We start from the raw sequence: 19,917 nt of genomic DNA on the forward strand, positions 1-19,917 counted from the left end.
TCAATCGTTCTCACTTTTGCGAGGAGTAACCAATGACGGTCGATCTGGTCGAGATGCCGGTCAACGCATGCGCGCCGGGCCGTCGGGTACGCCGGAATGTCCAGTACGCCGACGGATTGGTCGGTTCGGCACTGCTGGCGGGCCCGGCCAACGTCATCATGCAGCTGGCGCGGCCGGGCGTCGGTTACGGCGTCGTCGAGAGCCGGGTGGAAAGCGGCCGGACCGATCTGCACCCGATCAAGCGAGCTCGCACCACGTTCACGTATCTCGCCGTCGCGATCCTGGGGTCCGACGACCAGAAGGCGGCGTACCGCAGCGCGGTGAACACGGCGCACCGGCAGGTGTATTCGACCCGGGACAGCCCGGTGAAGTACAGCGCGATGGACAAGAACCTGCAGCTGTGGGTGGCGGCGTGCCTGTTCAAGGGCGCGCTCGACGTCTATCGCCTGGTGGTCGGCGAGTTGGACGACGAGACCGCCGAGGAGTTCTACCGGCAGGGCATGACGATGGGCACCACACTGCAGGTGACGCCGGAGATGTGGCCGGCCGACCGGGCCGCCTTCGACAAGTACTGGCAAGAGTCGCTGGACCAGGTGCACATCGACGACACGGTGCGCGAGTACCTGTATCCGATCGCCGCGGTGCGGATGAAGGGGCTGCAACTCCCCGGTCCGCTGCAGCGCTGGTTCGAGTCGTTCTCGCTCCTGCTCACCACCGGCTTTCTGCCGCAACGTTTCCGCGACGAGATGCGGTTGCCGTGGGATGCCAAGCGGCAGAAGCGCTTCAACTCGGTGATGAAGCTCGTGAAGGCGGTCAACCGGGTCCTGCCCGGACCGCTGCGGCGCTTCCCGTTCAACTGGATGCTCAGGGATCTGGACTGGCGCATCCGCACCGGGCGTCCGTTGGTCTGAATCTCGTCTCAGTCGCCGTCCATGTTGTCGGCGTACCCTCGCGCGGGTGCGGACCGACAATGACAGCTGGGACATCAATTCGAGTGTTGGATCGACTGCGGTGATGGTTGCCGCAGCACGAGCATTGGAGGCGGCGAAGCCCAATCCGCTTGTGGTGGACCAATATGCGGAGGTGTTCACCCGCGCGGTCGGCGGCGTCTGGGCCGACGTGCTGGACGGCGAGGCGCCGGAACACCCGTTGGCGACGCCCGAGTTCGGCGAACCGTTCATCAATTTCCAGGGCTCGCGAACCAAGTACTTCGACACCTACTTCCAGCGCGCCGTGGCGGCCGGCGCCCGCCAGATCGTGCTGCTGGCCGCGGGGCTCGACTCCCGCGCGTACCGCTTGGACTGGCCCGACGGCACCGTGATCTACGAGCTCGATCAGCCCCAGGTGCTCGAGTTCAAGCGGGAAGTGTTGGCCGGCAATGGGGCCGACCCGAAGGCGGAACGTCGCGAGATCGCCGTCGACCTGCGCGACGACTGGCGGACAGCGCTCACCGATGCCGGCTTCGACCCCGCGCGCCCCTCGGCGTGGATCGCCGAAGGCCTCCTGATCTATCTGCCCGCAGCAGCGCAGGACGATCTGTTCACCGGTATCGACGAGTTGTCGGCACCCGGCAGCTGGGTGGCGATCGAAGAGGGCAAGCCGATGCCCGCCGAGGTGTTCGCGGCCAAGCGTGCCGCCGGAGACGACATGGCGGAGGGCTTCTTCAAGCTGATCTACAACGAGCAGATCGCTCCCGCAGCGGATTGGTTCGGCGCGCGGGGCTGGCGAGCCGAGGCCACAGGACTCGCTGACTACTTCCGGTCGGTAGGCCGTCCGGTGCCGACGAATCCCGAAGCGGCGACCATGATCGCCTCGAACAGCCTGGTCACCGCCGTCAAGGAGTGAGCGTCGTCACCTCCTGACGCGGTGGGGTGCGTCTCGACAACTTAAGTTATGCAATGCTAACTTCGCAGTGGTTAGCTTAGGCATACTTAAGGAGATATGCGGGGACTCTAATATCCCGCGAACATCGACATGGGCACTGACACATTTGCGGTATTCGCCGCGGCGCACTTCCAGCAAGGCGCGTCCGCGCGGCGGCACAGTGCCCGTCCTTCGGCCCGTCGGGAACCAACCCGTTCCGGATGCCGACTCCTTCTTAGGGCGGCCGCCAGATGAGTGGTGGATCGTCCTCTGGCGTGTCGACGACGGAAAGGACCCACGTGCGACCGAGCACCGCGGGCAGTAACACAGTGCTCGCCGAAGTTGATGCGGCGCAGCGGGTATCACGGGTCGACCGTGACGTGTTGACCCGGTTCGCCACCGGCTGTCTTGCGCTCGGCCTGACGGTCGACGGTCGCCGTCGCCCGGCCGACCTCGACGCCGCCCTGGGCGGCTTCCTGACCTTGACGCGCATCGCCGGCGAGCACTGCGACGCCTGGACCGGCTTGGCCGCCGCGGGCGCGGCAACCCCCGACGTGGTCGAGGCCATCTGGCGGACCGTTTCGTCGGCGGGCGTATTGCAGCAGGCCCTCGACCTCGCCGACGGCGATCTGGGCTTCACCTACGACAGCGGTCTGTACCTGCAGTTCCGCGCCGCCGACCGCGACGGTTTCCAGCTGGCCTATGCCGCCACTCTCGCCGGTGCCGGCGCCTACGAAGAGGCTGACCACCTGGTGGGCGAGCTGCTCGACCGCAAGCCGGGCTGGCTGCCGGCCCGCTGGGTGCGGGTGGCCATGCATCACCGCACCCGCCGCTGGTCCGACGTCGTCCGGCAGTTGACCCCGATCGTCAACGACCCCAACCTGGACGCGAACTACGCGCATGCCGCGCGGGTGGCGCTGGGAATCGCCCTGGCGCACCTGGGCATGTTCGCTCCGGCGCTGTCGCACCTCGAGGATCCCGAGGGGCCGGTTTCCGTCGCCGCCGTGGACGGCACGTTTGTCAAGGCACTGTCGCTGCGGGCGCAGGGCGAGGACGACGAGGCCACCGACGTGCTGGCCGAGTTGTACGCCGCGCACCCCGACAATGCCGCAGCCGAACATGCGTTGACCGACACCAGCTTTGGCATCGATCCGACGACCGCCGCCAGGATCGAGGCCCGGCACAACCCGTGGGATCCCGAGACCGAGCCGACCGAGGCCGACTTCGTCGACCCGGATGCCAAGTCGCGCAAGGCTCATCTGCTCGTCGAAGCCGAGGCCGAGCTGGCCGAGTTCATCGGTCTGGAAGAGGTCAAGTATCAGGTGGCCCGGCTGAAAAGTTCTGTGGCCATGTCGATTCGGCGTCAGGAGCGCGGCCTGGCCGTGGCTCAGCGCACCAATCACCTGGTGTTCGCCGGGCCTCCCGGAACCGGTAAGACGACCATCGCCCGCGTGGTCGCCAAGATCTACTGCGGCCTGGGCCTGCTGCGCAAAGAGACGGTGCGCGAAGTGCATCGCGCCGACCTGATCGGTCAGCACATCGGTGAAACCGAGGCCAAGACCAACGCGATCATCGACAGCGCGCTCGACGGCGTGCTGTTCCTCGACGAGGCGTACGCGCTGGTGTCCACCGGTGCCAAGAACGACTTCGGTCTGGTCGCCATCGACACCCTGCTGGCCCGCATGGAGAACGACCGCAGCCGTCTGGTCGTGATCATCGCCGGTTACCGCAAGGACCTGGACATGTTCCTGGACACCAACGAAGGTCTGCGCTCGCGCTTCACCCGCAGCATCGACTTCCCGTCCTACTCGGCGACCGAACTCACCGAGATTGCGATGCGGATGGCCGAAAAGCGCGACAGCGTCTTCGAACCCGCGGCGCAGACGGAGATGGAGCAGCTGTTCGGCCACCTCGCGACGGCGACGACGCCCGACGCGGCAGGTGTCGCGCGCCGCAGCCTGGACATCGCGGGTAACGGCCGCTTCGTCCGAAACCTGGTGGAGCGCTCCGAAGAAGAACGCGAGTACCGGCTGGATCACCTTGCCGCACACGACTTCACCGACGACGAACTCATGACGATCACCGCTAGTGACGTCAGCAATTCTGCCGCGCCGTTGCTGCGTGGCCTCGGACTGGCGGTGCCTGGACAGTGAGTAGCGAAGAGCGTAAGACATTCAGCTCGCGGACTCCGGTGAACGACAACCCGGATCAGATCCACTACCGGCGCGGATTCGTCACGCGGCACCAGGTATCCGGTTGGCGATTCCTCATGCGGCGCATCGCATCTGGTGTCGCCATGCATGACACCCGGATGCTGGTCGACCCGTTGCGGACCCAGAGCCGCTCCGTTCTGGTCGGCGGGCTGGTGCTCGTCACCGGCCTGGCGGGCTGCTTCGTCTTCTCCCTGATCCGGCCCGCCGGCGTCGCGGGTAACAACGTGATCCTGGCCGACCGGGAGACCTCGGCGCTGTACGCCCGGGTGGGTGACCAACTGCACCCAGTGCTGAACCTGACGTCGGCGCGGCTCATCGCCGGGCGGCCCGACAACCCGACCCTGGTCCCGAGCGCCGAACTGGACAAGTTCCCGCGCGGAAGTCTCATCGGCATCCCGGGTGCCCCGGAACGCATGGTGCCCAACACTTCTCGTGACGCCGACTGGACCGTGTGCGACGCGGCCACCGGCGAGGTCGTCGGGGCCACCCTGATCACCGGCCCGCTCGCCGAAGGCGGATCCCGCGCGGCCGCGCTGGGCGCCAACGATGCCGTGCTGGTGCGCAACGACGGTGTCGGCTCCGCCGGCGTCAACGGCGGCAGCTGGCTGCTGTGGAACGGCAAGCGCAGCGCGGTCGACCTCAACAACCGCGCCGTGACGGCAGCACTCGGCCTGGGCGCCAACGGAACTGCGCTGCCCGCGCCCCGTGCGGTCGCCGACGGCCTGTTCAACGCGATCCCGGAATCGGCTCCGCTGGCCGCGCCGGTGATCGTCAACGCGGGCCAGCCGACGCCCTACCCGTTGCCGGTCCCGGCACCCGTCGGCGCCGTGGTCACCGCGGTCACCACCGAGGCCGCCACCGACAACGCGGTGCGCTACTACGCGGTTCTCGATGATGGCCTGCAACCGATTTCACAGGTCGTGGCCGCGATTCTGCGCAACACCGACTCGTACGGACTGGAGCAGCCGCCGCGCCTGTCCGCCGACCAGGTCGCTCGCACCCCGGTCTCCACCGCGATCAACACCGCGGCGTACCCGGAGCGCCCGCTGACCGTCGTCGACGCCGCCAAGGCGCCGCTGACCTGCGCCCGCTGGACCAAACACGATGGCGCGACGACCAATTCGCTCACCCTGCTGGCGGGCGCGACGCTGCCGCTGCCCGCCGACGCGCACACCGTGGCCCTGTCGGGACCGGCAGGTACCGCGCAGCGCGTCGCGGTCACCCCGGGCACCGGTTACTTCGTCCAGGCCACCGGCCAGGGTGGAACCCCGGCGCTGTCCGGCTACTGGATCAGCGACACCGGCGTCCGCTACGGCATCTCCACCGAGGGCGATGCCACCAATGCCAACCGGAAAACCCCTGCCGCGCTGGGACTCACCGCAGCACCGCTGCCGGTGCCGTGGTCGATCCTCAGCCAGTTCGCGCCCGGCCCGACGTTGTCGCGGAGTGACGCGTTGCAGGTCCCGGCGCTCGTGCCCAACCGGACGAGCCCGGCAGTCGAAATCGCCGTGAGGGAGAACCCGTGAGCCGTCTGATCTTCGAAGCGCGGCGCCGGCTGCCCGTCCCGGCAACCCGCGCGAGCGTCATCACCATCGAGCCGCCGCCGGAGCTGCCGCGGCTGGTGCCGCCGTCGTTGCTGCGCCGGGTGCTGCCCTACCTGATCGTCATCCTGATCGTCGGCATGATCGTCGCCCTGGTGGCCACCGGCATGCGCGTCATCTCGCCGCAGACGCTGTTCTTCCCGTTCGTGCTCCTGTTGGCCGCCACCGCGTTCTACCGCGGCTCGGACAACAAGACCCGGACCGAGGAGGTCGACGCCGAGCGCGCCGACTACCTGCGCTACCTGTCGGTGGTTCGGGACAACGTGCGCGCCCAGGCTGCCGAGCAGCGTGCCGCGCGCGAGTGGTCCCACCCCGCGCCCGACCAGCTGGCCGCCATCGCGGGTACCCGCCGCCAGTGGGAGCGCGACCCGCACGACGCCGACTACCTGGTGGTGCGTGCCGGCTTGCACGACGCCCGCCTGGAGACGGTGCTGCAGGTCAAGGACACCGCGGCCGAGATCGATCTGGAGCCGGTGTCGCACAGCGCATTACGCGGCCTGCTCGACGTGCAGCGGACGGTGCCCGCGGTGCCCGGCGGCATCGACCTGGCCAAGGTCTCGCGCATCACCGTGCTCGGCGATGCCGATGAGGTGCGGGGCGCGCTGCGGGCCTGGATCGCGCAAGCGGTGACGTGGCACGACCCGGCCCTGCTCGGGGTCGGCCTGGCCGCGGCGGACGCCGAGGCGCTGGAATCGGAGTCGTGGTCGTGGCTGAAGTGGCTGCCGCACAGCGATATTCCGGGTCAGATCGACGGTGTCGGCCCGGCGCGCTACCTCGCCGCCGGCGTCGCCGAGCTCGCCACCCTGCTGGCCGGTGAACTCAGTGACCGGCAGCCGTTCGGCGCCGCGGACACCACACCGCTGCGGCACCTGCTGATCGTCGTGGACGACCCGGACGCCGACCTCGGTGAGCTGCTGCCGCGGGCCGGCCTGGCCGGTGTCACGGTGCTGCAGCGCGGCACGGAACAGCCGGAGTACCCGGACCCCGACCGCCCGGTGCTGCGCGTGGCCAACGGCCGTATCGAGCGGTGGGCGGCGGCCGGCTGGCAGCCGTATTTCGATGTCGCCGATGACTTCTCGCCGCATGCCGCGGCACACCTGGCCCGCGGTCTCGCGCGCTGGGACTCCAACCCGAACCGGGCCCGGAGCACCGGTGCCGGACTGGCCACCTTCGGCACCCTGCTGGGCATCCCGGATGCGGCCGCGCTGGACGTCGCCGGTCTGTGGGCGCCGCGCTCGCGCGCCGAAGAGCTCCGGGTGCCCATCGGTGTCACCGCCACCGGTGAGCCGCTGATGTTCGACCTGAAGGACGAGGCCGAAGGCGGCATGGGCCCGCACGGCCTGATGATAGGTATGACGGGCTCGGGCAAGTCGCAGACCCTGATGTCGATCCTGTTGTCGCTGTTGACGACTCACTCGGCCGAGCGCCTCATCGTCATCTACGCCGACTTCAAGGGCGAGGCCGGCGCCGACATCTTCCGGGACTTCCCGCAGGTGGTCGCCGTCATCTCGAACATGGCAGAGAAGCGCTCGCTGGCCGATCGGTTCGCGGACACCCTCCGCGGTGAGGTGGCCCGGCGTGAGCAGCTGCTGATGGAGGCCGGCCGCCGCGTGCAGGGCAGCGCCTTCAACTCGGTGCTGGAGTACGAACAATCGCGGGAAAAGGCAGCCGCGGCCGGCATTGAATTGCCGCCGATCCCGACGCTGCTGGTGGTCGCCGACGAGTTCTCCCTGATGCTCGCCGACCATCCCGAATACGCCGAGCTGTTCGATTACGTTGCCCGCAAGGGCCGCTCGTTCCGCATCCACATCCTGTTCGCGTCGCAGACGCTGGACGTGGGCCGGATCAAGGACATCGACAAGAACACCTCCTACCGCATCGGTCTGAAGGTCGCGAGCCCGTCGATCAGCCGGCAGATCATCGGCGTCGAGGACGCGTACCACATCGAGGCCGGTCCGGAACACAAGGGCGAGGGCTTCCTGGTCCCCACCCCGGGCGCCGTGCCGGTCAAGTTCCGCAGCACCTACGTGGACGGCATCTATGACCCGCCACGCGCCGAGAAAGCGGTTGTGGTGCACGCGGTTCCGCAGCCGCAACTGTTCCCGGCAGGTCATGTCACGCCGGCTCCCGACACGGTGATCGTCACCGACATGGCACCCGATCTGCGGCCGCCCCGCAAGCTGGTCACCACCATCGGCGAGCAGTTGGCGCAGTACGGCCCGCAGGCGCCGCGCCTGTGGCTGGCCCCGCTCGACGAGCCGATCGCGCTGCCGGAGCTGTTGGCCGGCACCGAGATTCCCGCCGGCCACGGCCGGTGGCCGCTGGGCGAGATCGACCGGCCGTTCCAGATGCGCCGCGACCCGCTGGTGTTCGACGCCACGTCGGCCGCCGCTAACCTGGTCATCCACGGTGGGCCGAAGTCCGGTAAATCGACTGCGCTGCAGACGTTCATCCTGTCGGCGGCCGCAACCCACTCGCCGCGCGCGGTGACGTTCTACTGCCTCGACTACGGCGGCGGCGGACTGCGCTCGCTCAAGCCGCTGGCCCACGTCGGCAGCGTGGCGTCACCGCTGGAACCCGAGCGCATCCGTCGCACCTTCGGTGAGCTGGAGCAGCTGCTGGCGCACCGTCAGGCCCGCGCCGCCGCCGGTGACGGCGACCTGCGCGACGACGGTTACGGCGACGTGTTCCTGGTGATCGACAACCTGTACGCGTTCAGCCGGGACAACACCGACACCTTCAACAGCCGGAACCCGTTGCTGTCCAAGGTGACCGAATTGGTCAACAGCGGTATGGCCTACGGCATCCACGTGGTGATCACGACGCCGAACTGGCTCGAGGTGCCGCTGGCGATGCGCGACGGCCTGGGTCTGCGGCTCGAGCTCAAGCTGGCCGACTCGCGCGACAGCAATGTGCGCTTCGCCGGCAACCCGGGAGTGGCGGCCCTGTCCCGTCCCGCCGACGGTGTCCCCGCCGACCAGCCGGGCCGCGGCCTGACCATGGCGGCCGAGCACTTCCTGTTCGCCGAACCGGATCTCGGTGCGATCGCCGCCATCAACTCCCGGTACCCGGGGCAGACGGCGCCGCCCGTGCGCCTGCTGCCGACGGACCTGGCCCCGGAAACCCTTGCGCCGCTGTATCACAACCCCGAGACTGTCGTCATCGGTCAGCGCGAGCAAGACCTGGCCCCGGTAACGGTGGACTTCGCGGCCAACCCGCTGCTGATGGTGCTGGGCGACGCCAAGTCCGGCAAGACCACGCTGCTGCGGCACCTGATCCGCACGGTCCGCGACAACGCCACGCCGGAGTCGGTCGCGTTCACCGTGATCGACCGCAGGCTGCACCTGGTGGACGAGCCGTTGTTCCCGGACAACGAGTACACACCCAACGTCGACCGCGTCACCCCGGCGATGCTGGGACTGGCCGCACTGCTCGAAAAGCGCAGGCCCCCAGCGGGTCTGACGGCCGCCGAGCTGAGCGGATGGACATACCGGAACGGGCAGGGCAACCACCTGCACTACCTGATCATCGACGACGTCGACCAGATCCCGGATGCCCCCGCGGTCAGCGGTCCGTTCGTCGGCCAGCGGCCCTGGACGGCACTGCTGGGGCTGCTGTCCCAGGCGTCCGAGCTGGGTCTGCGGGTGATCGTCACCGCCCGGGCTGCCGGCTCGGCTCACGCGGTGATGACGGCTCCGTTGCTGCGCAGGCTCAATGAGCTGCAGGCGACCACCGTCATGCTGTCCGGCAACCCGCAGGACAGCGGCCGCATCCGCGGCCACCGGTTCAACCGGCTGCCGGCCGGTCGGGCCATGGTGCTCGGCGACAGCGACGAGGCCACGTACGTCCAGTTGATCAATCCGCTGGTGGCCGACCCGATCACGGGGCGGCCGACCGGAACACAACGAGGGGAGTTCCACTGATGACCTTGCGCGTCGTTCCCGAAGGACTGACCGCAGCCGGTGCCGCCGTCGAGGCGCTCACCGCTCGGCTTGCCGCGGCCCACGCCGCGGCCGCTCCCGCGGTCACCGCGGTGATCCCGCCCGCCGCGGATCCGGTGTCGTTGCAGACGGCGATCAGCCTCAGCGCCCACGGCGCCGAGCACGAGGCCGTCGCGACACAGGGCGTCACCGAACTCGGTCGGGCCGGTGGCGGTGTCACCGAAGCCGGAATCAGCTACGCGACGGGCGACGCCGAAGCCGCCGCCACGTACGTCACGGTCCTGGGCTGACATGACCGCCCCCATCTGGATGGCGCTGCCGCCGGAGGTCCATTCGACACTGCTGTCCAGTGGACCCGGTCCGGGCTCCCTGCTGGCCGCGGCGGCTGCGTGGCAGTCGCTGAGTACCGAATATGCCTCGGCCGCAGCTGAACTCACCGCGTTGTTGGGTGAGGTCCAGGCGGGGGCCTGGGAGGGTCCGAGCGCCGAGCAGTACATCGCATCCCACGCGCCGTATCTGACGTGGCTGGCCCAGGCCAGCGCCAACAGCGCGGCCAACGCGGTCCAGCACGAGACCGCCGCCGCGGCCTACACCACCGCTCTGGCCGCGATGCCGACGCTTCCCGAACTGGCCCTCAACCACGTTGTGAACGCGGCCCTGATCGCGACGAACTTCTTCGGTATCAACACGATTCCGATCGCGCTGAACGAAGCCGACTACGCCCGCATGTGGCTGCAGGCCGCGACCGTGATGGGTACGTACCAGGCGGTGTCGGGAGCGGCGGTGGCGGCGACCCCGACGACCACGCCGGCACCGATGATGCTGGCGGCCGGCGTCGGCGAGGCCGGCACCGCATCGGCCGGCGCGACGCAGGCGGGCGCCCAGCTGCAGGCGGCGGACGCCGGTTCGTCGCTCGACACGTCGAACGCGATCACCGACTATCTGTACAACTACATCAAGACGCTGCCGGGCGGCGATCTGATCTGGAAGTTCCTGCAGGACCCGCTGGGCCAGATCCAGCAGATGATCTTCGACTTCCTGACCAACCCGTCGGAGGCGCTGACCACTTGGGGGCCACTGCTTTTCGCGCTCGGGTATCAGGCGTTCTTCCAGCCAGTCGGATGGGGCACCTGGGGCGCGATGCTGTCGGCACCGTTGTGGGGGCCGGCACTGATCGCGGTCGGTCTGTCCAGCCTCGGGCTACTGGCGCTGCTGCAGCCCGACTATGTGCCGGATCCCGAAGTCGCCGATGCCTTCCCGCCGCCGCCTCAGTTGCAGGCCGCCGACCACCAGATGCCGGTCGTCAGCGTCGCCCCGACGGTGCCGGCCACCCCGGCCTCCCCGGCGAGCGCGCCTGCGCCCGCGCCGACTTCGGTCGCGGCCCCCGCACCGGCCGCACCGGCGCCGCTGATGGCGTACGCGGTGGCTGTCGACGACCCAGGCCCGGGATTCACCCCGACCCTGCGGGATGGCGCCACCGCGCCGGCACCGGCATCCGGCATCGCAGCTGCCGCCGCGGCAGCGGCCGCCGCAGCCGCCACCGAACGTCGCCGGGCCCGCCGCCGTCGCGCGGCGAAAGAGCGGGGTGTCCGCGACGAGTACATGGACATGAACTCGGAGGTCGACCCGGGCTTCGGTGATGACCCGGATCGGCGACAGGAAGTGCTGGCCTCGGCCCGCGGCGCCGGACCGATCGGCTTCAGCGGCACCGTGACCCGCCACGACCAGCAGGCGACCGGCCTGAACCGCCTGACCGGCAACGGTTTCGGTGGTGGCGTGACCGAACCCATGCTGCCCGGCAGCTGGGACACGGAAGGCGGTGCCAACCGCTGAGCCTGCGGACCAGAAGACTTGACCACCAACAGAATCCGGACGAACCCCGAGAGGAATCACTATGAGCATGCTCGACGCACACATCCCCCAGCTGGTCGCATCCGAGTCGGCCTTTTCCGCGAAGGCCGCGCTGATGCGCAGCACCATCGCCCAGGCGGAGCAGGCCGCGCAGTCGGCCCAGGGCTTCCACCAGGGTGACTCGGCCCTCGCCTTCCAGGCCGCGCACGTCCGCTTCATGGCGGTCGCCGCCAAGGTCAACGCCCTGCTCGACATCGCGCAGGCCAACCTCGGCGACGCGGCAGGCACCTACGTCGCGCAGGACACCGCCGCGGCCGGCACGTACACCTCGGTCTAGCCGCCGCACCCACACCCAGACACCTAGCAGCGAGGAGATCCCATGTCTCAGATCATGTACAACTACCCGGCGATGCTGGCCCACGCCGGTGAGATGACCGGCTACGCCGGTGCCCTGCACGCCGTCGGCCTCGACATCGCCAGCGAGCAGGCCGCCCTGGCCGGCGCCTGGCTGGGTGACACCGGAACCAGCTACCAGGCGTGGCAGGCCCAGTGGAACACCGCGATGGAAGAACTCGTCCACGCCTACCGGGCGATGGCGAGCACCCACGAGACCAACACGCTGTCGATGAGCGCACGCGACAGCGCCGAAGGCGCCAAGTGGGTTTAGGTCCAAAGGATTCGGCGCGTTCCGTGTCGCACGGCGACACGGAACGCGCCGGAATCCCGGTCTCCGCGGTCGAACTCACCGCGGAGCAAGCCTGGTTCCTCGCCGACCGTCTCGGCGCCGGGAGCTTTCCGTGGGTGCTGGCCATCACGCAGCCCTACAGCGACCCCGCCGCCAAGGACGGTTTCAATGCAGACCAGGTCACCGCGCTGACGCGGATGGGGGTGCTGTCCGCTGACGGCTCCGTCCATCCTGCTGTCGCGCAATGGATTCGGGCCGTATGCCGGCCCCGCCGCTGGCTGGAACTGCGATGGGTATCCGGATCCGGCGCCATGCTGCGCGGAATTCTCGTGCGCAGCGGCGCCCTGACCGTGGCGGTCCTGCGGAGCGAGCACCTGATGACGTGCACCGAACTGACTGTCGCATCCCCCGATGCGCTGGTACCGGTGCTCACGGCAGGGTTGTCCGGCCGCGCGCCGGCCCGGTTCGACGAATTCGCGATGCCCGCCCACATCGGGGCCAAGGCCGACGAACGACTGCGCCGCGGCGACTCGTTGGACGACGTGATGGATCACCTCGGCATTCCGCCGACCGCACATGCCGTTGTGCGGGCCGCCTTCGCGCCCGGCCGCAGCTACGTGGAGATCGTCGCCGGTGATCACCGTGACGGGCACCGGATCAGCACCGACGTCGGCGTCAGCATCGTCGACACCGCCGCCGGCCGCGTCGTCGTCGCGCCCGTCAAAGCCGCTGACGGCACTTGGATTTCACACTTCACCCCGGGCACGGACCTCGCCGTCACCGCTGCGGTGCAGCGGCTGACCGCGACACTGCCCGACGGTCCCTGGTTCCCCACGGCGAACCTGACCCGAGACTTCGAGACCTCGACTGGAGAACGGAAAGAAAATGTCCCCCAACACGTCTGGTAGTACCGCGATGCCGATTGTGCGGGTCGCGGTGCTCGCCGCCGGCGACGAGCAGGGTGGCCGCGGGCGACTCACCGACGTCGCCCTGCCGGTGGGCCTGCCCCTGCGCGAGATCGTGCCGGCGGTGCGGCGCATCGTTGCACCCGATGCGGGCACGGGCGCCGAGCTGTCACTCGCCCCGCTGGGCGGGGCGGCGTACAGCCTCGACGCCACCCTCGACACGGTCGGTGTGGTCGACGGTGACCTGCTGGCGCTGCAGCCGGTGCCCGCCGGCCCGCCGGCGCCGCGCATCGTCGAGGACATCGCCGATGCCGCGGCCATCTTCTCCGCCGCCCGCGAAAACCCCTGGGGCAACACGCACATCCGGCGTTTCGCGGCGTGGGCCGTCGTGGCCCTGACGGTGCTCGCCACCGCGCTCGCGACGCTGGTGCGGGTCCGCACCGGCCAGCCGGCCGGGCTGTTCACCGTTGTGGGCGTGGCGGTGCTGACCGTCGCGGCGGCCCTGCTGACCCGGCCCGCCATGCCGCGGCTGGCGACCGCCCTGAGCCTGGCGGCCCTGCTGCCGGTCGGCGCGGCCTTCGCGCTGGCGGTCCCCGGCCCGTCCGGTCCGGCCGGCCTGCTGCTCGGTGCGGCGGCGGTCGCGGCCTGGTCGATCGTCAGCATCACCGTCGGCGGGCAGGCCATCGCGGCCTTCACCGCCACGACCGTCCTCGGTATCGCAGGCGTGATCGTCGGTGGTGCTGCGTCGATCTGGCAGCTCGACAACACCGTGATCGGCGCTGTGCTCATCGTTTTCGCGCTGCTGGTCATGGTCCAGGCCGCGCAGCTGTCGACGCTGTGGGCCCGCTTCCCGGTGCCGAACATCCCGGCGCCGGGTGACCCGACGCCGTCGGCCCTGCCGCTGTCCGTGCTGGCCGATCTGCCGCGCCGGGTTCGTGTGTGCGACGCACACCAGACCGGCTTCCTCGCCGGTGCCGTGCTGACCCTGACCGCTGGTTCGGTGGTTCTGGTTGCGGGGGCGCACCCGTCGCCGTGGGCGTGGTACGTCGTCGGTGCCGCCGCGCTGGCGACGGCGCTTCGTGCCCGCATCTGGGACTCGGTGCCGTGCAAGGTATGGCTGCTGAGCCAGCCGTATCTCGTTGCGGCCGTGCTGCTGACGATGTTCGCCATCGGCGGCCACTACACCAACGCGTGGTGGGCCCTGGGCGTGCTCGCGGTGCTCGTGGTGGTCGGCGCGGTGGCCGCACTGAACCCTCAGGTGGCCGACCCGCAGACCTATTCGCTGCCGATGCGTCGCCTCGTCGGCTTCGCGGCGACGGCGTTGGACGCTTCGCTGATCCCGGTGCTGGCCTACCTGGTGGGTCTGTTCGCCTGGGTCATCAACCGGTGATGGTGGCCATCCGGCGCGGAATCTCCGTCCTGACAGCCGCTTTCGCCGCCACCGCCGCAGTGGTGCCGACGGCGCTGGTGCCGGCCGCCGGCGCCATCGTGCCGCCGCATGTCGACGAGCATGCGGCGCCGCCGTCGGGCAGCGTCGGTCCCGTCGCAGCGATGGGTCAGCGCGGACAGTGCGTCACCGCGGGCGTGCTGCCCGGTACCGATCCGGGCGCACCGGGTCCGGGGCACACCCTGCTCAACGTGCCGGGCGCCTGGGCGTTCAGCCGCGGTGACGGACAGACGGTGGCGGTCATCGACACCGGCGTGCATCCCGGTCCGCGGTTGCCGAATGTGGAGGCCGGCGGCGACTTCGTGGAGAACACCGACGGACTCACCGATTGCGATGGCCACGGCACTCTCGTCGCCGGACTGATCGCCGGTCAGCCGGGCGCGGACGGATTCTCCGGCGTCGCGCCGGGCGCCCGCATCCTCGCCATCCGTCAGACCTCCGAGCGGTACGCGCCCCGCGGCAACGGGGGCGACCCGGCCGCGGCGTACGCGACCATCGCCGTCGAGTCACTGGCCCGGGCCGTGGTGCATGCCGCCGACCGCGGCGCCAAGGTCATCGCCATCACGGCCGTCACCTGCCTGCCCGCCGACCGGCCGGTCGACCAGACCGAACTGGGCGCGGCACTGAAATACGCTGCGCAGGAAAAGGATGCGGTGATCGTCGCCGCCGCCGGCAATGATCGGGCCGGCCTGGCCGGCGGCCCGTCGTGCGAGGCGAACCCCCTGGACAACCCCGGGAACGCGGCCGACCCGCGCAACTGGGCCGGGGTCAAATCGGTATCCATCCCGTCCTGGTGGCAGCCGTACGTGCTGTCGGTCGGGTCGCTCGACGCCACCGGACAACCGTCGGACTTCACCACCCCCGGCCCGTGGGTCGGCATCGCGGCACCAGGTGAGAACGTCGCGTCGACGGGTGCCAACGGCCTGGCCAACGCACTGCCCAACGAACGCGGCGACCTGTTCCCGTTGCGTAGCAGCAGCTACGCGGCGGCCTACGTCGCCGGCGTCGCGGCCTTGGTGCGCAGTCGATTTCCGGCACTGAACGCGGCGGACGTGACGCACCGGCTGACGGCCACCGCGCACGGTGCCGCGCGCATGCCGTCGAACCTGGTGGGCGCCGGTGTCGTCGATCCGGTTGCGGCACTGACCTGGGACCTGCCGGCGACAACGCCGGCACCGAAATCCGTTGCGGTGGCGATGCCGCCCAAGCCGGCGCCGAAGGACACCACACCCCGGACCATCGCGTTCGCGGGTGCGGGAGTGCTGGCGATCGCCGCGCTGATCGCGCTGGTCGCGTACCGAAGAAAGGACGGCGCCCGATGACGGCCCGAATCACGTTGGCATTGCTGGCGATCATCCCGGCAGCCATGACGTACCCGTGGCACACGACGCCGCAGAAGTGGATCCTGGGCATCGCGGTCGCCGTGGTGCTACTGGTGTTCGCGTGGTGGCGCGGCATGTTTCTGACCACCATGGTCGCCCGCCGATTCGCGGTGTGGCGCCGGAACCGGCGCGGCGCCGCACATCCGGCGGCGGGTCAGGTCACGGTGGTGCTGGAAGCCGACGAATTCCCTTACGACGCACTGCCTCTCGTCGCATCCTACGTGGACCGGTACGGCGTGCGGTGCGACTCGGTACGCGTCACGGAACGCCGGCTCGACGGCGCGCGCAGCGCCTGGGTCAGCGTGACCGTGGCGGCCGCGTCGAATCTTGCTGCGCTGCAGGCGCGGTCGTCGGAGCTGCCGCTCGCGGATACCGCGGAGAAGGTGGCCCGCCGGCTGGCCGACCAGCTGCGCGAAGCCGGCGTCCTGGTCGCGGTCACTGACGCCGCGCCCACACCCAGGTCGGACGGCGCGCGCGAGACGTGGCGCGCGGTCCGTGACGACGGCTACCTGACGGCTTACGGGCTGCCCGCCGATCAGCGGCTGCCCGAATGCCTGGCCGAACTGGCCTCGACGACCGAACTGTGGACGGTGCTCGAGTTCGCTCCCGGTGCAACCATTTCCGCGGCCTGCGCGGTGCGCACGGCCAACGCTCCCGCCGCGGCGGCTGTCGCTGGCCTGGCGCGCGAGTCGGGCCGGCAGGGGCCGCTGCTCGCGGCGATGGCCCCGGCGTCGGCCGGCGGCCTCGGCACGCGCCCGGGTGTGCTGACGGCGGAGTTGCTCGCGGAGCTGTCGGGGCTCGGTGCTGACACCGCCGTCGAGTCCGCGGTGAGGGCGTAACAGCCGAGGAGCACCCCAGGGTCAACGGGCTGGGCGCACCCGGTCAGCCTGCCGGTCGCTGCCGTCGAACATGAACGGGCTCATGAACTTGGTCATGCGGCGCAGGTAGTCGGGCTGGCTGACGTGCAGGATGTGGTTGCCGGGGAACCAGTGGAAGGCACAGCGATCCCAGTGTTCCCACAGCAATTCGGACTGCTGCGGCGGAGCCAGACGGTCACCCAGACCGGCGATGATCAACCGGCGATCCCGCGGCACCAGCGGCCGGTAGTTCAGCGGTGAGTGGTACTGCCCGGCCGTGGCGACCAGGTCCTCGTCGGTGTGGGCCAACCGGTTGCTCAGCTTGACGAGCAGGTTGGCCGGAAACCACTCGTCGACCGTGCGGTCCGGTGTCACCACCGGCACGTTCGGGATGACGGCCTGGATGCGGTCGTCGACCGACGCGATCAGCGACGAGGTGTAGCCGCCCAGCGACATTCCGGTGAGGGCGATCCGATCGACCCCGGTGTGCTCCAGATAGTCCAGCACGGAACGGAAGTCGTGCACCGCCTGCGCCATGGCCTCGGCGAAGCCGGGGACGCCGTCCATGAAGAAGCCGTAGCCGCTGTACGGGGAGCCCTTCTCGGCCCGCGGCCCGTGGAACGGCAGGGTGTACAGCAGGACGTCATACCCGGACCGGAAGAACCACGGCAGCGAGAAGAACAAGCCGTTGAACAGGTAGGGCGAGCCCATGAACCCGTGGATGACGCACAGCGTGGGGCGCGGACCGTCGTCGTGCCGCCAGTGCTGGGCATGCACCACGTTGTTCCGGGTATAGCTGCGTCGGCGGTCCCGCATGCCGGGATACACGGCGTCGTAACTGCTCTGGAACCAGATGTTCTGCACCTGGCCGTGTGCGACCCACTGCGCGACGGCGCCGGCGGCACGCGTGGACACCTGCGGCGGACCGCTGGGCGCGGGGAAGCACTGCTGTGGGTCCTTGGTGGCGGCGAGTTCGGCGTAGAACCGCAGGGCGTCGGGGTCGTCACCGGCCCGGTTGCGCACCGCCGACGCTGCCATCCGCGGAAGCATGCCGGCGCTGATCACCGAGGCCAGTGCCGTGCGAAGGCCCAGGTCAGCGACGGCCGAGGAGTCGACGATCAGTTTCTGTTGCCACGTCAGGTCGGAACGGCGCGGCAGTCCGCGTGCGGTGGCATCCGCGCCCGGTACGTCGGGGACGGGGACGGGTGGGTTGAACGCATCGCCGTGCGGATTGTTCACGTTCGGATGCTAACCCCGGTTCTCGGCGCCCGTCAGCCGATCTTCCAGATCGAACAGCCTGGCGGCGTTGTGGTACAGCACTTTTCGCAGCCATTCGTCGTCCGGGGCCACCTTGGTGAGCACGTCGAGGGACTCGCCGTACCGGTACGGGATGTTGGGGAAATCGCTGCCGAACAGGACCCGGTCAGCGAGCTCACCCAGGCGCGGCAATTCGGCTGGCGGGAACGGCATGGACTCCTCGATGAACGGGGTGAACGCCATGGTGGTGTCCAGATGCACGCCGTCGAATCGTTCGCAGAGGTCCAGGAAGTCGGTGTACTCGGGCATGCCCAGGTGCGCGATGATCAGCTTCAGACCCGGGTGACGGTCCAGCACGGTGCGGATCTGGGCGGGGCCGGTGTGCGCGCCGGGCGTCGGGCCGGAACCACAGTGGATGATCACCGGGACACCGGCGTCGTCGATGGTGCCCCACACGTCGTCGAGCAGCGGATCGGCCGGGTGATAGCCGCCGACCTGCACGTGCGCCTTGAAAACCTCGGCGCCGCCGGCGATGGCCTCGGCCACGTAAGCGCCCGCGCCGGGTTCTGGGAAGAACGTCGCCGTGGACAGACAGTCGGGGGTCTGTGCGGCGAACTGCGCGGCCCACTGGTTCAGCCACGCGGCCATGTCGGGCTTGTGCGGATAGACCAGCGACGTGAACGCCAGCACCCCGAAACCGCGCAGCGTCTCCAGCCGGTGCTGCTCCTCGGTGCGGTACGTGATCGGCCAGGTGCGGCCCGTGAGCGGCCCCGCGCTGTCGAAGTACTTCCACACCTTGTCCATCACGTTCTTGGGCATGAAATGGGTGTGCACGTCGATCAGGCCGGGAAGGCCCAGCGCCTGCCAGAAGTCGCGTACTGAATCGTCCATCACCCACCAGAATGGCAGGCGCGCGTAAGCACCCGGCGGCAGGATGGGGACGTGTGGAATCCAGACACCTACCTCGCCTTCGCTGACCACCGCGGCCGGCCCTTCTACGACCTGCTCGCGCGCGTCGGTGCCCAGGCACCCCGGCGCGTGGCGGACGTCGGCTGTGGCCCCGGGAACCTGACCGCAACGCTGTCGGAGCGCTGGCCCGGCGCGGTGATCGAAGCGGTGGACAACTCACCGGAGATGGTCGAAGCGGCGCGGGCCCGCGGCGTTGACGCCCGGGTGGTGGCCGCCGCCGACTGGTCACCCGCGCCGGACACCGATGTGATGGTGAGCAACGCTGTGCTGCAATGGGTTCCGGAGCACCGCGAACTGTTGCGGCGGTGGGTCACCGAACTGCCGAAGGGCGCTTGGCTGGCCTTTCAGGTGCCCGGCAACTTCGACTCGCCGTCGCATCAGGCGGTGCGGGAGGTGGCACGGTATCCGGAGTTCACCGAGGCGCTGGCCGATATCCGGTTCCGCGAGACGAACGTGGTCGACGACCCGGCGGGCTACGCCGCGCTGCTGACCGCCGCGGGCTGCACCGTCGACGCCTGGGAGACGACGTATCTGCACCAATTATCCGGTGCCACACCGGTACTGGACTGGATCACCGGCACCGCGCTGACCGACGTCCGTTCCCGGCTCACCGACGACGCCTGGGAGCGGTACCGGCAGGCGATCATCCCGCTGCTGGCGCAGGCATACCCGCCCCAGCCCGACGGCACGACGTTCTTCCCGTTCCGCCGGATCTTCGTGGTCGCCCAGACGTGAATCAGTGAATCTGCTGGTACTGGTGCTGAATCGGGGTGCCGGGCAGGGGAGCGTTGTTCTGGTGCGCGAACATCTGGTGCACCGAGCTCGAGGTGGTGGACGGCGCCGCGTGGGCGGACGTGGCCAGGCCGATCGCGATCAGTCCGGGCGCGACGGTCAGACCGACGACGATGACGAAGTAGCTGACCCAGCGGGTGACGATGCTCATCTG

At 69.7% G+C, this 19,917-nt stretch carries 17 protein-coding genes; 14 read left to right on the forward strand and 3 right to left on the reverse strand.

Translation table 11 applies throughout. From position 1 onward, the window contains the following. Nucleotides 1-32 precede the first annotated feature (32 nt). From BR47_RS0122670 to eccE, 13 genes are all read left to right on the forward strand, one after another. Nucleotides 33-911, forward strand: a complete 879-nt coding sequence (locus BR47_RS0122670; protein WP_029120863.1) for an oxygenase MpaB family protein — start codon at nucleotides 33-35, stop codon at nucleotides 909-911. A 46-nt stretch (nucleotides 912-957) separates the two neighbouring features. Further along, nucleotides 958-1,845, forward strand: a complete 888-nt coding sequence (locus BR47_RS0122675) for a class I SAM-dependent methyltransferase (RefSeq protein ID WP_029120864.1) — start codon at nucleotides 958-960, stop codon at nucleotides 1,843-1,845. 317 nt (nucleotides 1,846-2,162) lie between these two features. Continuing rightward, nucleotides 2,163-4,016 carry a type VII secretion AAA-ATPase EccA gene (gene eccA, locus BR47_RS0122680; protein WP_286154351.1) on the forward strand — a complete coding sequence of 618 codons (1,854 nt, stop codon included), beginning with the start codon at nucleotides 2,163-2,165 and terminating at the stop codon, nucleotides 4,014-4,016. Continuing rightward, entirely contained in the window at nucleotides 4,013-5,602 is a 1,590-nt protein-coding gene (gene eccB, locus BR47_RS0122685; protein WP_029105790.1) for a type VII secretion protein EccB, read from the forward strand. Before eccA ends, eccB begins: the two co-directional genes overlap by 4 nt. Next, nucleotides 5,599-9,600 (forward strand): type VII secretion protein EccC, encoded by a 4,002-nt coding sequence (locus BR47_RS0122690; protein ID WP_029120866.1) that lies wholly within the window; start codon nucleotides 5,599-5,601, stop codon nucleotides 9,598-9,600. The genes eccB and BR47_RS0122690 overlap by 4 nt, the downstream gene beginning before the upstream one ends. Beyond that, nucleotides 9,600-9,908 carry a PE family protein gene (locus BR47_RS0122695; RefSeq protein WP_020103894.1) on the forward strand — a complete coding sequence of 103 codons (309 nt, stop codon included), beginning with the start codon at nucleotides 9,600-9,602 and terminating at the stop codon, nucleotides 9,906-9,908. The genes BR47_RS0122690 and BR47_RS0122695 overlap by 1 nt, the downstream gene beginning before the upstream one ends. Before the next feature lies 1 nt (nucleotide 9,909). Continuing rightward, entirely contained in the window at nucleotides 9,910-11,451 is a 1,542-nt protein-coding gene (locus tag BR47_RS0122700) for a PPE family protein (RefSeq protein ID WP_029120867.1), read from the forward strand. A gap of 61 nt (nucleotides 11,452-11,512) precedes the next feature. Further along, on the forward strand, nucleotides 11,513-11,806 hold the full coding sequence (locus tag BR47_RS0122705) for a WXG100 family type VII secretion target (RefSeq protein ID WP_020103896.1): 294 nt from the start codon (nucleotides 11,513-11,515) through the stop codon (nucleotides 11,804-11,806). Nucleotides 11,807-11,848: 42 nt separating this feature from the next. Continuing rightward, nucleotides 11,849-12,136 (forward strand): WXG100 family type VII secretion target, encoded by a 288-nt coding sequence (locus BR47_RS0122710; RefSeq protein ID WP_029120868.1) that lies wholly within the window; start codon nucleotides 11,849-11,851, stop codon nucleotides 12,134-12,136. Nucleotides 12,137-12,189: 53 nt separating this feature from the next. After that, nucleotides 12,190-13,062, forward strand: a complete 873-nt coding sequence (locus BR47_RS0122715; protein ID WP_029120869.1) for an ESX secretion-associated protein EspG — start codon at nucleotides 12,190-12,192, stop codon at nucleotides 13,060-13,062. Then, a complete protein-coding gene (gene eccD / locus BR47_RS0122720) occupies nucleotides 13,040-14,449 on the forward strand; it encodes a type VII secretion integral membrane protein EccD (protein ID WP_286154352.1) in 1,410 nt (469 codons plus the stop codon). The genes BR47_RS0122715 and eccD overlap by 23 nt, the downstream gene beginning before the upstream one ends. Then, on the forward strand, nucleotides 14,449-15,828 hold the full coding sequence (gene mycP, locus BR47_RS0122725; protein WP_036427673.1) for a type VII secretion-associated serine protease mycosin: 1,380 nt from the start codon (nucleotides 14,449-14,451) through the stop codon (nucleotides 15,826-15,828). The genes eccD and mycP overlap by 1 nt, the downstream gene beginning before the upstream one ends. Continuing rightward, nucleotides 15,825-16,727, forward strand: a complete 903-nt coding sequence (gene eccE, locus BR47_RS0122730) for a type VII secretion protein EccE (protein ID WP_029120872.1) — start codon at nucleotides 15,825-15,827, stop codon at nucleotides 16,725-16,727. Before mycP ends, eccE begins: the two co-directional genes overlap by 4 nt. Before the next feature lie 21 nt (nucleotides 16,728-16,748). Here the strand turns inward: eccE and BR47_RS0122735 are convergent, their stop codons facing one another. Together BR47_RS0122735 and BR47_RS0122740 are read right to left on the reverse strand one after the other, a co-directional pair. Beyond that, on the reverse strand, nucleotides 16,749-17,984 hold the full coding sequence (locus BR47_RS0122735) for an alpha/beta hydrolase family protein (protein WP_029120873.1): 1,236 nt from the start codon (nucleotides 17,982-17,984) through the stop codon (nucleotides 16,749-16,751). Between the two features lie 9 nt (nucleotides 17,985-17,993). Continuing rightward, nucleotides 17,994-18,893 (reverse strand): amidohydrolase family protein, encoded by a 900-nt coding sequence (locus tag BR47_RS0122740; RefSeq protein WP_029120874.1) that lies wholly within the window; start codon nucleotides 18,891-18,893, stop codon nucleotides 17,994-17,996. A 51-nt stretch (nucleotides 18,894-18,944) separates the two neighbouring features. Here BR47_RS0122740 and BR47_RS0122745 point away from each other — a divergent pair, with 51 nt between their 5' ends. Further along, nucleotides 18,945-19,706, forward strand: coding sequence for a trans-aconitate 2-methyltransferase (locus BR47_RS0122745; RefSeq protein ID WP_020103904.1), 762 nt, complete (start codon nucleotides 18,945-18,947; stop codon nucleotides 19,704-19,706). Between the two features lies 1 nt (nucleotide 19,707). On the opposite strand, the gene BR47_RS0122750 is transcribed toward BR47_RS0122745, so the two are convergent. After that, nucleotides 19,708-19,914 (reverse strand): hypothetical protein, encoded by a 207-nt coding sequence (locus tag BR47_RS0122750; protein ID WP_029120875.1) that lies wholly within the window; start codon nucleotides 19,912-19,914, stop codon nucleotides 19,708-19,710. Nucleotides 19,915-19,917 lie beyond the last annotated feature (3 nt).

This window comes from Mycobacterium sp. UNC410CL29Cvi84 (assembly GCF_000686745.1).
Taxonomy (GTDB): Bacteria; Actinomycetota; Actinomycetes; order Mycobacteriales; family Mycobacteriaceae; genus Mycobacterium; species Mycobacterium mucogenicum_B.

What these genes read in the sequence shown, in the direction of transcription:
- eccE (WP_029120872.1), top strand. Translation starts at nt 15,825, where the DNA reads ATGACGGCCCGAATCACGTTGGCATTGCTGGCGATCATCCCGGCAGCC.
- eccD (WP_286154352.1), top strand. Translation starts at nt 13,040, where the DNA reads ATGTCCCCCAACACGTCTGGTAGTACCGCGATGCCGATTGTGCGGGTC.
- BR47_RS0122670 (WP_029120863.1), top strand. Translation starts at nt 33, where the DNA reads ATGACGGTCGATCTGGTCGAGATGCCGGTCAACGCATGCGCGCCGGGC.
- BR47_RS0122710 (WP_029120868.1), top strand. Translation starts at nt 11,849, where the DNA reads ATGTCTCAGATCATGTACAACTACCCGGCGATGCTGGCCCACGCCGGT.
- BR47_RS0122695 (WP_020103894.1), top strand. Translation starts at nt 9,600, where the DNA reads ATGACCTTGCGCGTCGTTCCCGAAGGACTGACCGCAGCCGGTGCCGCC.
- BR47_RS0122705 (WP_020103896.1), top strand. Translation starts at nt 11,513, where the DNA reads ATGAGCATGCTCGACGCACACATCCCCCAGCTGGTCGCATCCGAGTCG.
- mycP (WP_036427673.1), top strand. Translation starts at nt 14,449, where the DNA reads ATGGTGGCCATCCGGCGCGGAATCTCCGTCCTGACAGCCGCTTTCGCC.
- BR47_RS0122700 (WP_029120867.1), top strand. Translation starts at nt 9,910, where the DNA reads ATGACCGCCCCCATCTGGATGGCGCTGCCGCCGGAGGTCCATTCGACA.
- BR47_RS0122740 (WP_029120874.1), bottom strand. Translation starts at nt 18,893, where the DNA reads ATGGACGATTCAGTACGCGACTTCTGGCAGGCGCTGGGCCTTCCCGGC.
- BR47_RS0122750 (WP_029120875.1), bottom strand. Translation starts at nt 19,914, where the DNA reads ATGAGCATCGTCACCCGCTGGGTCAGCTACTTCGTCATCGTCGTCGGT.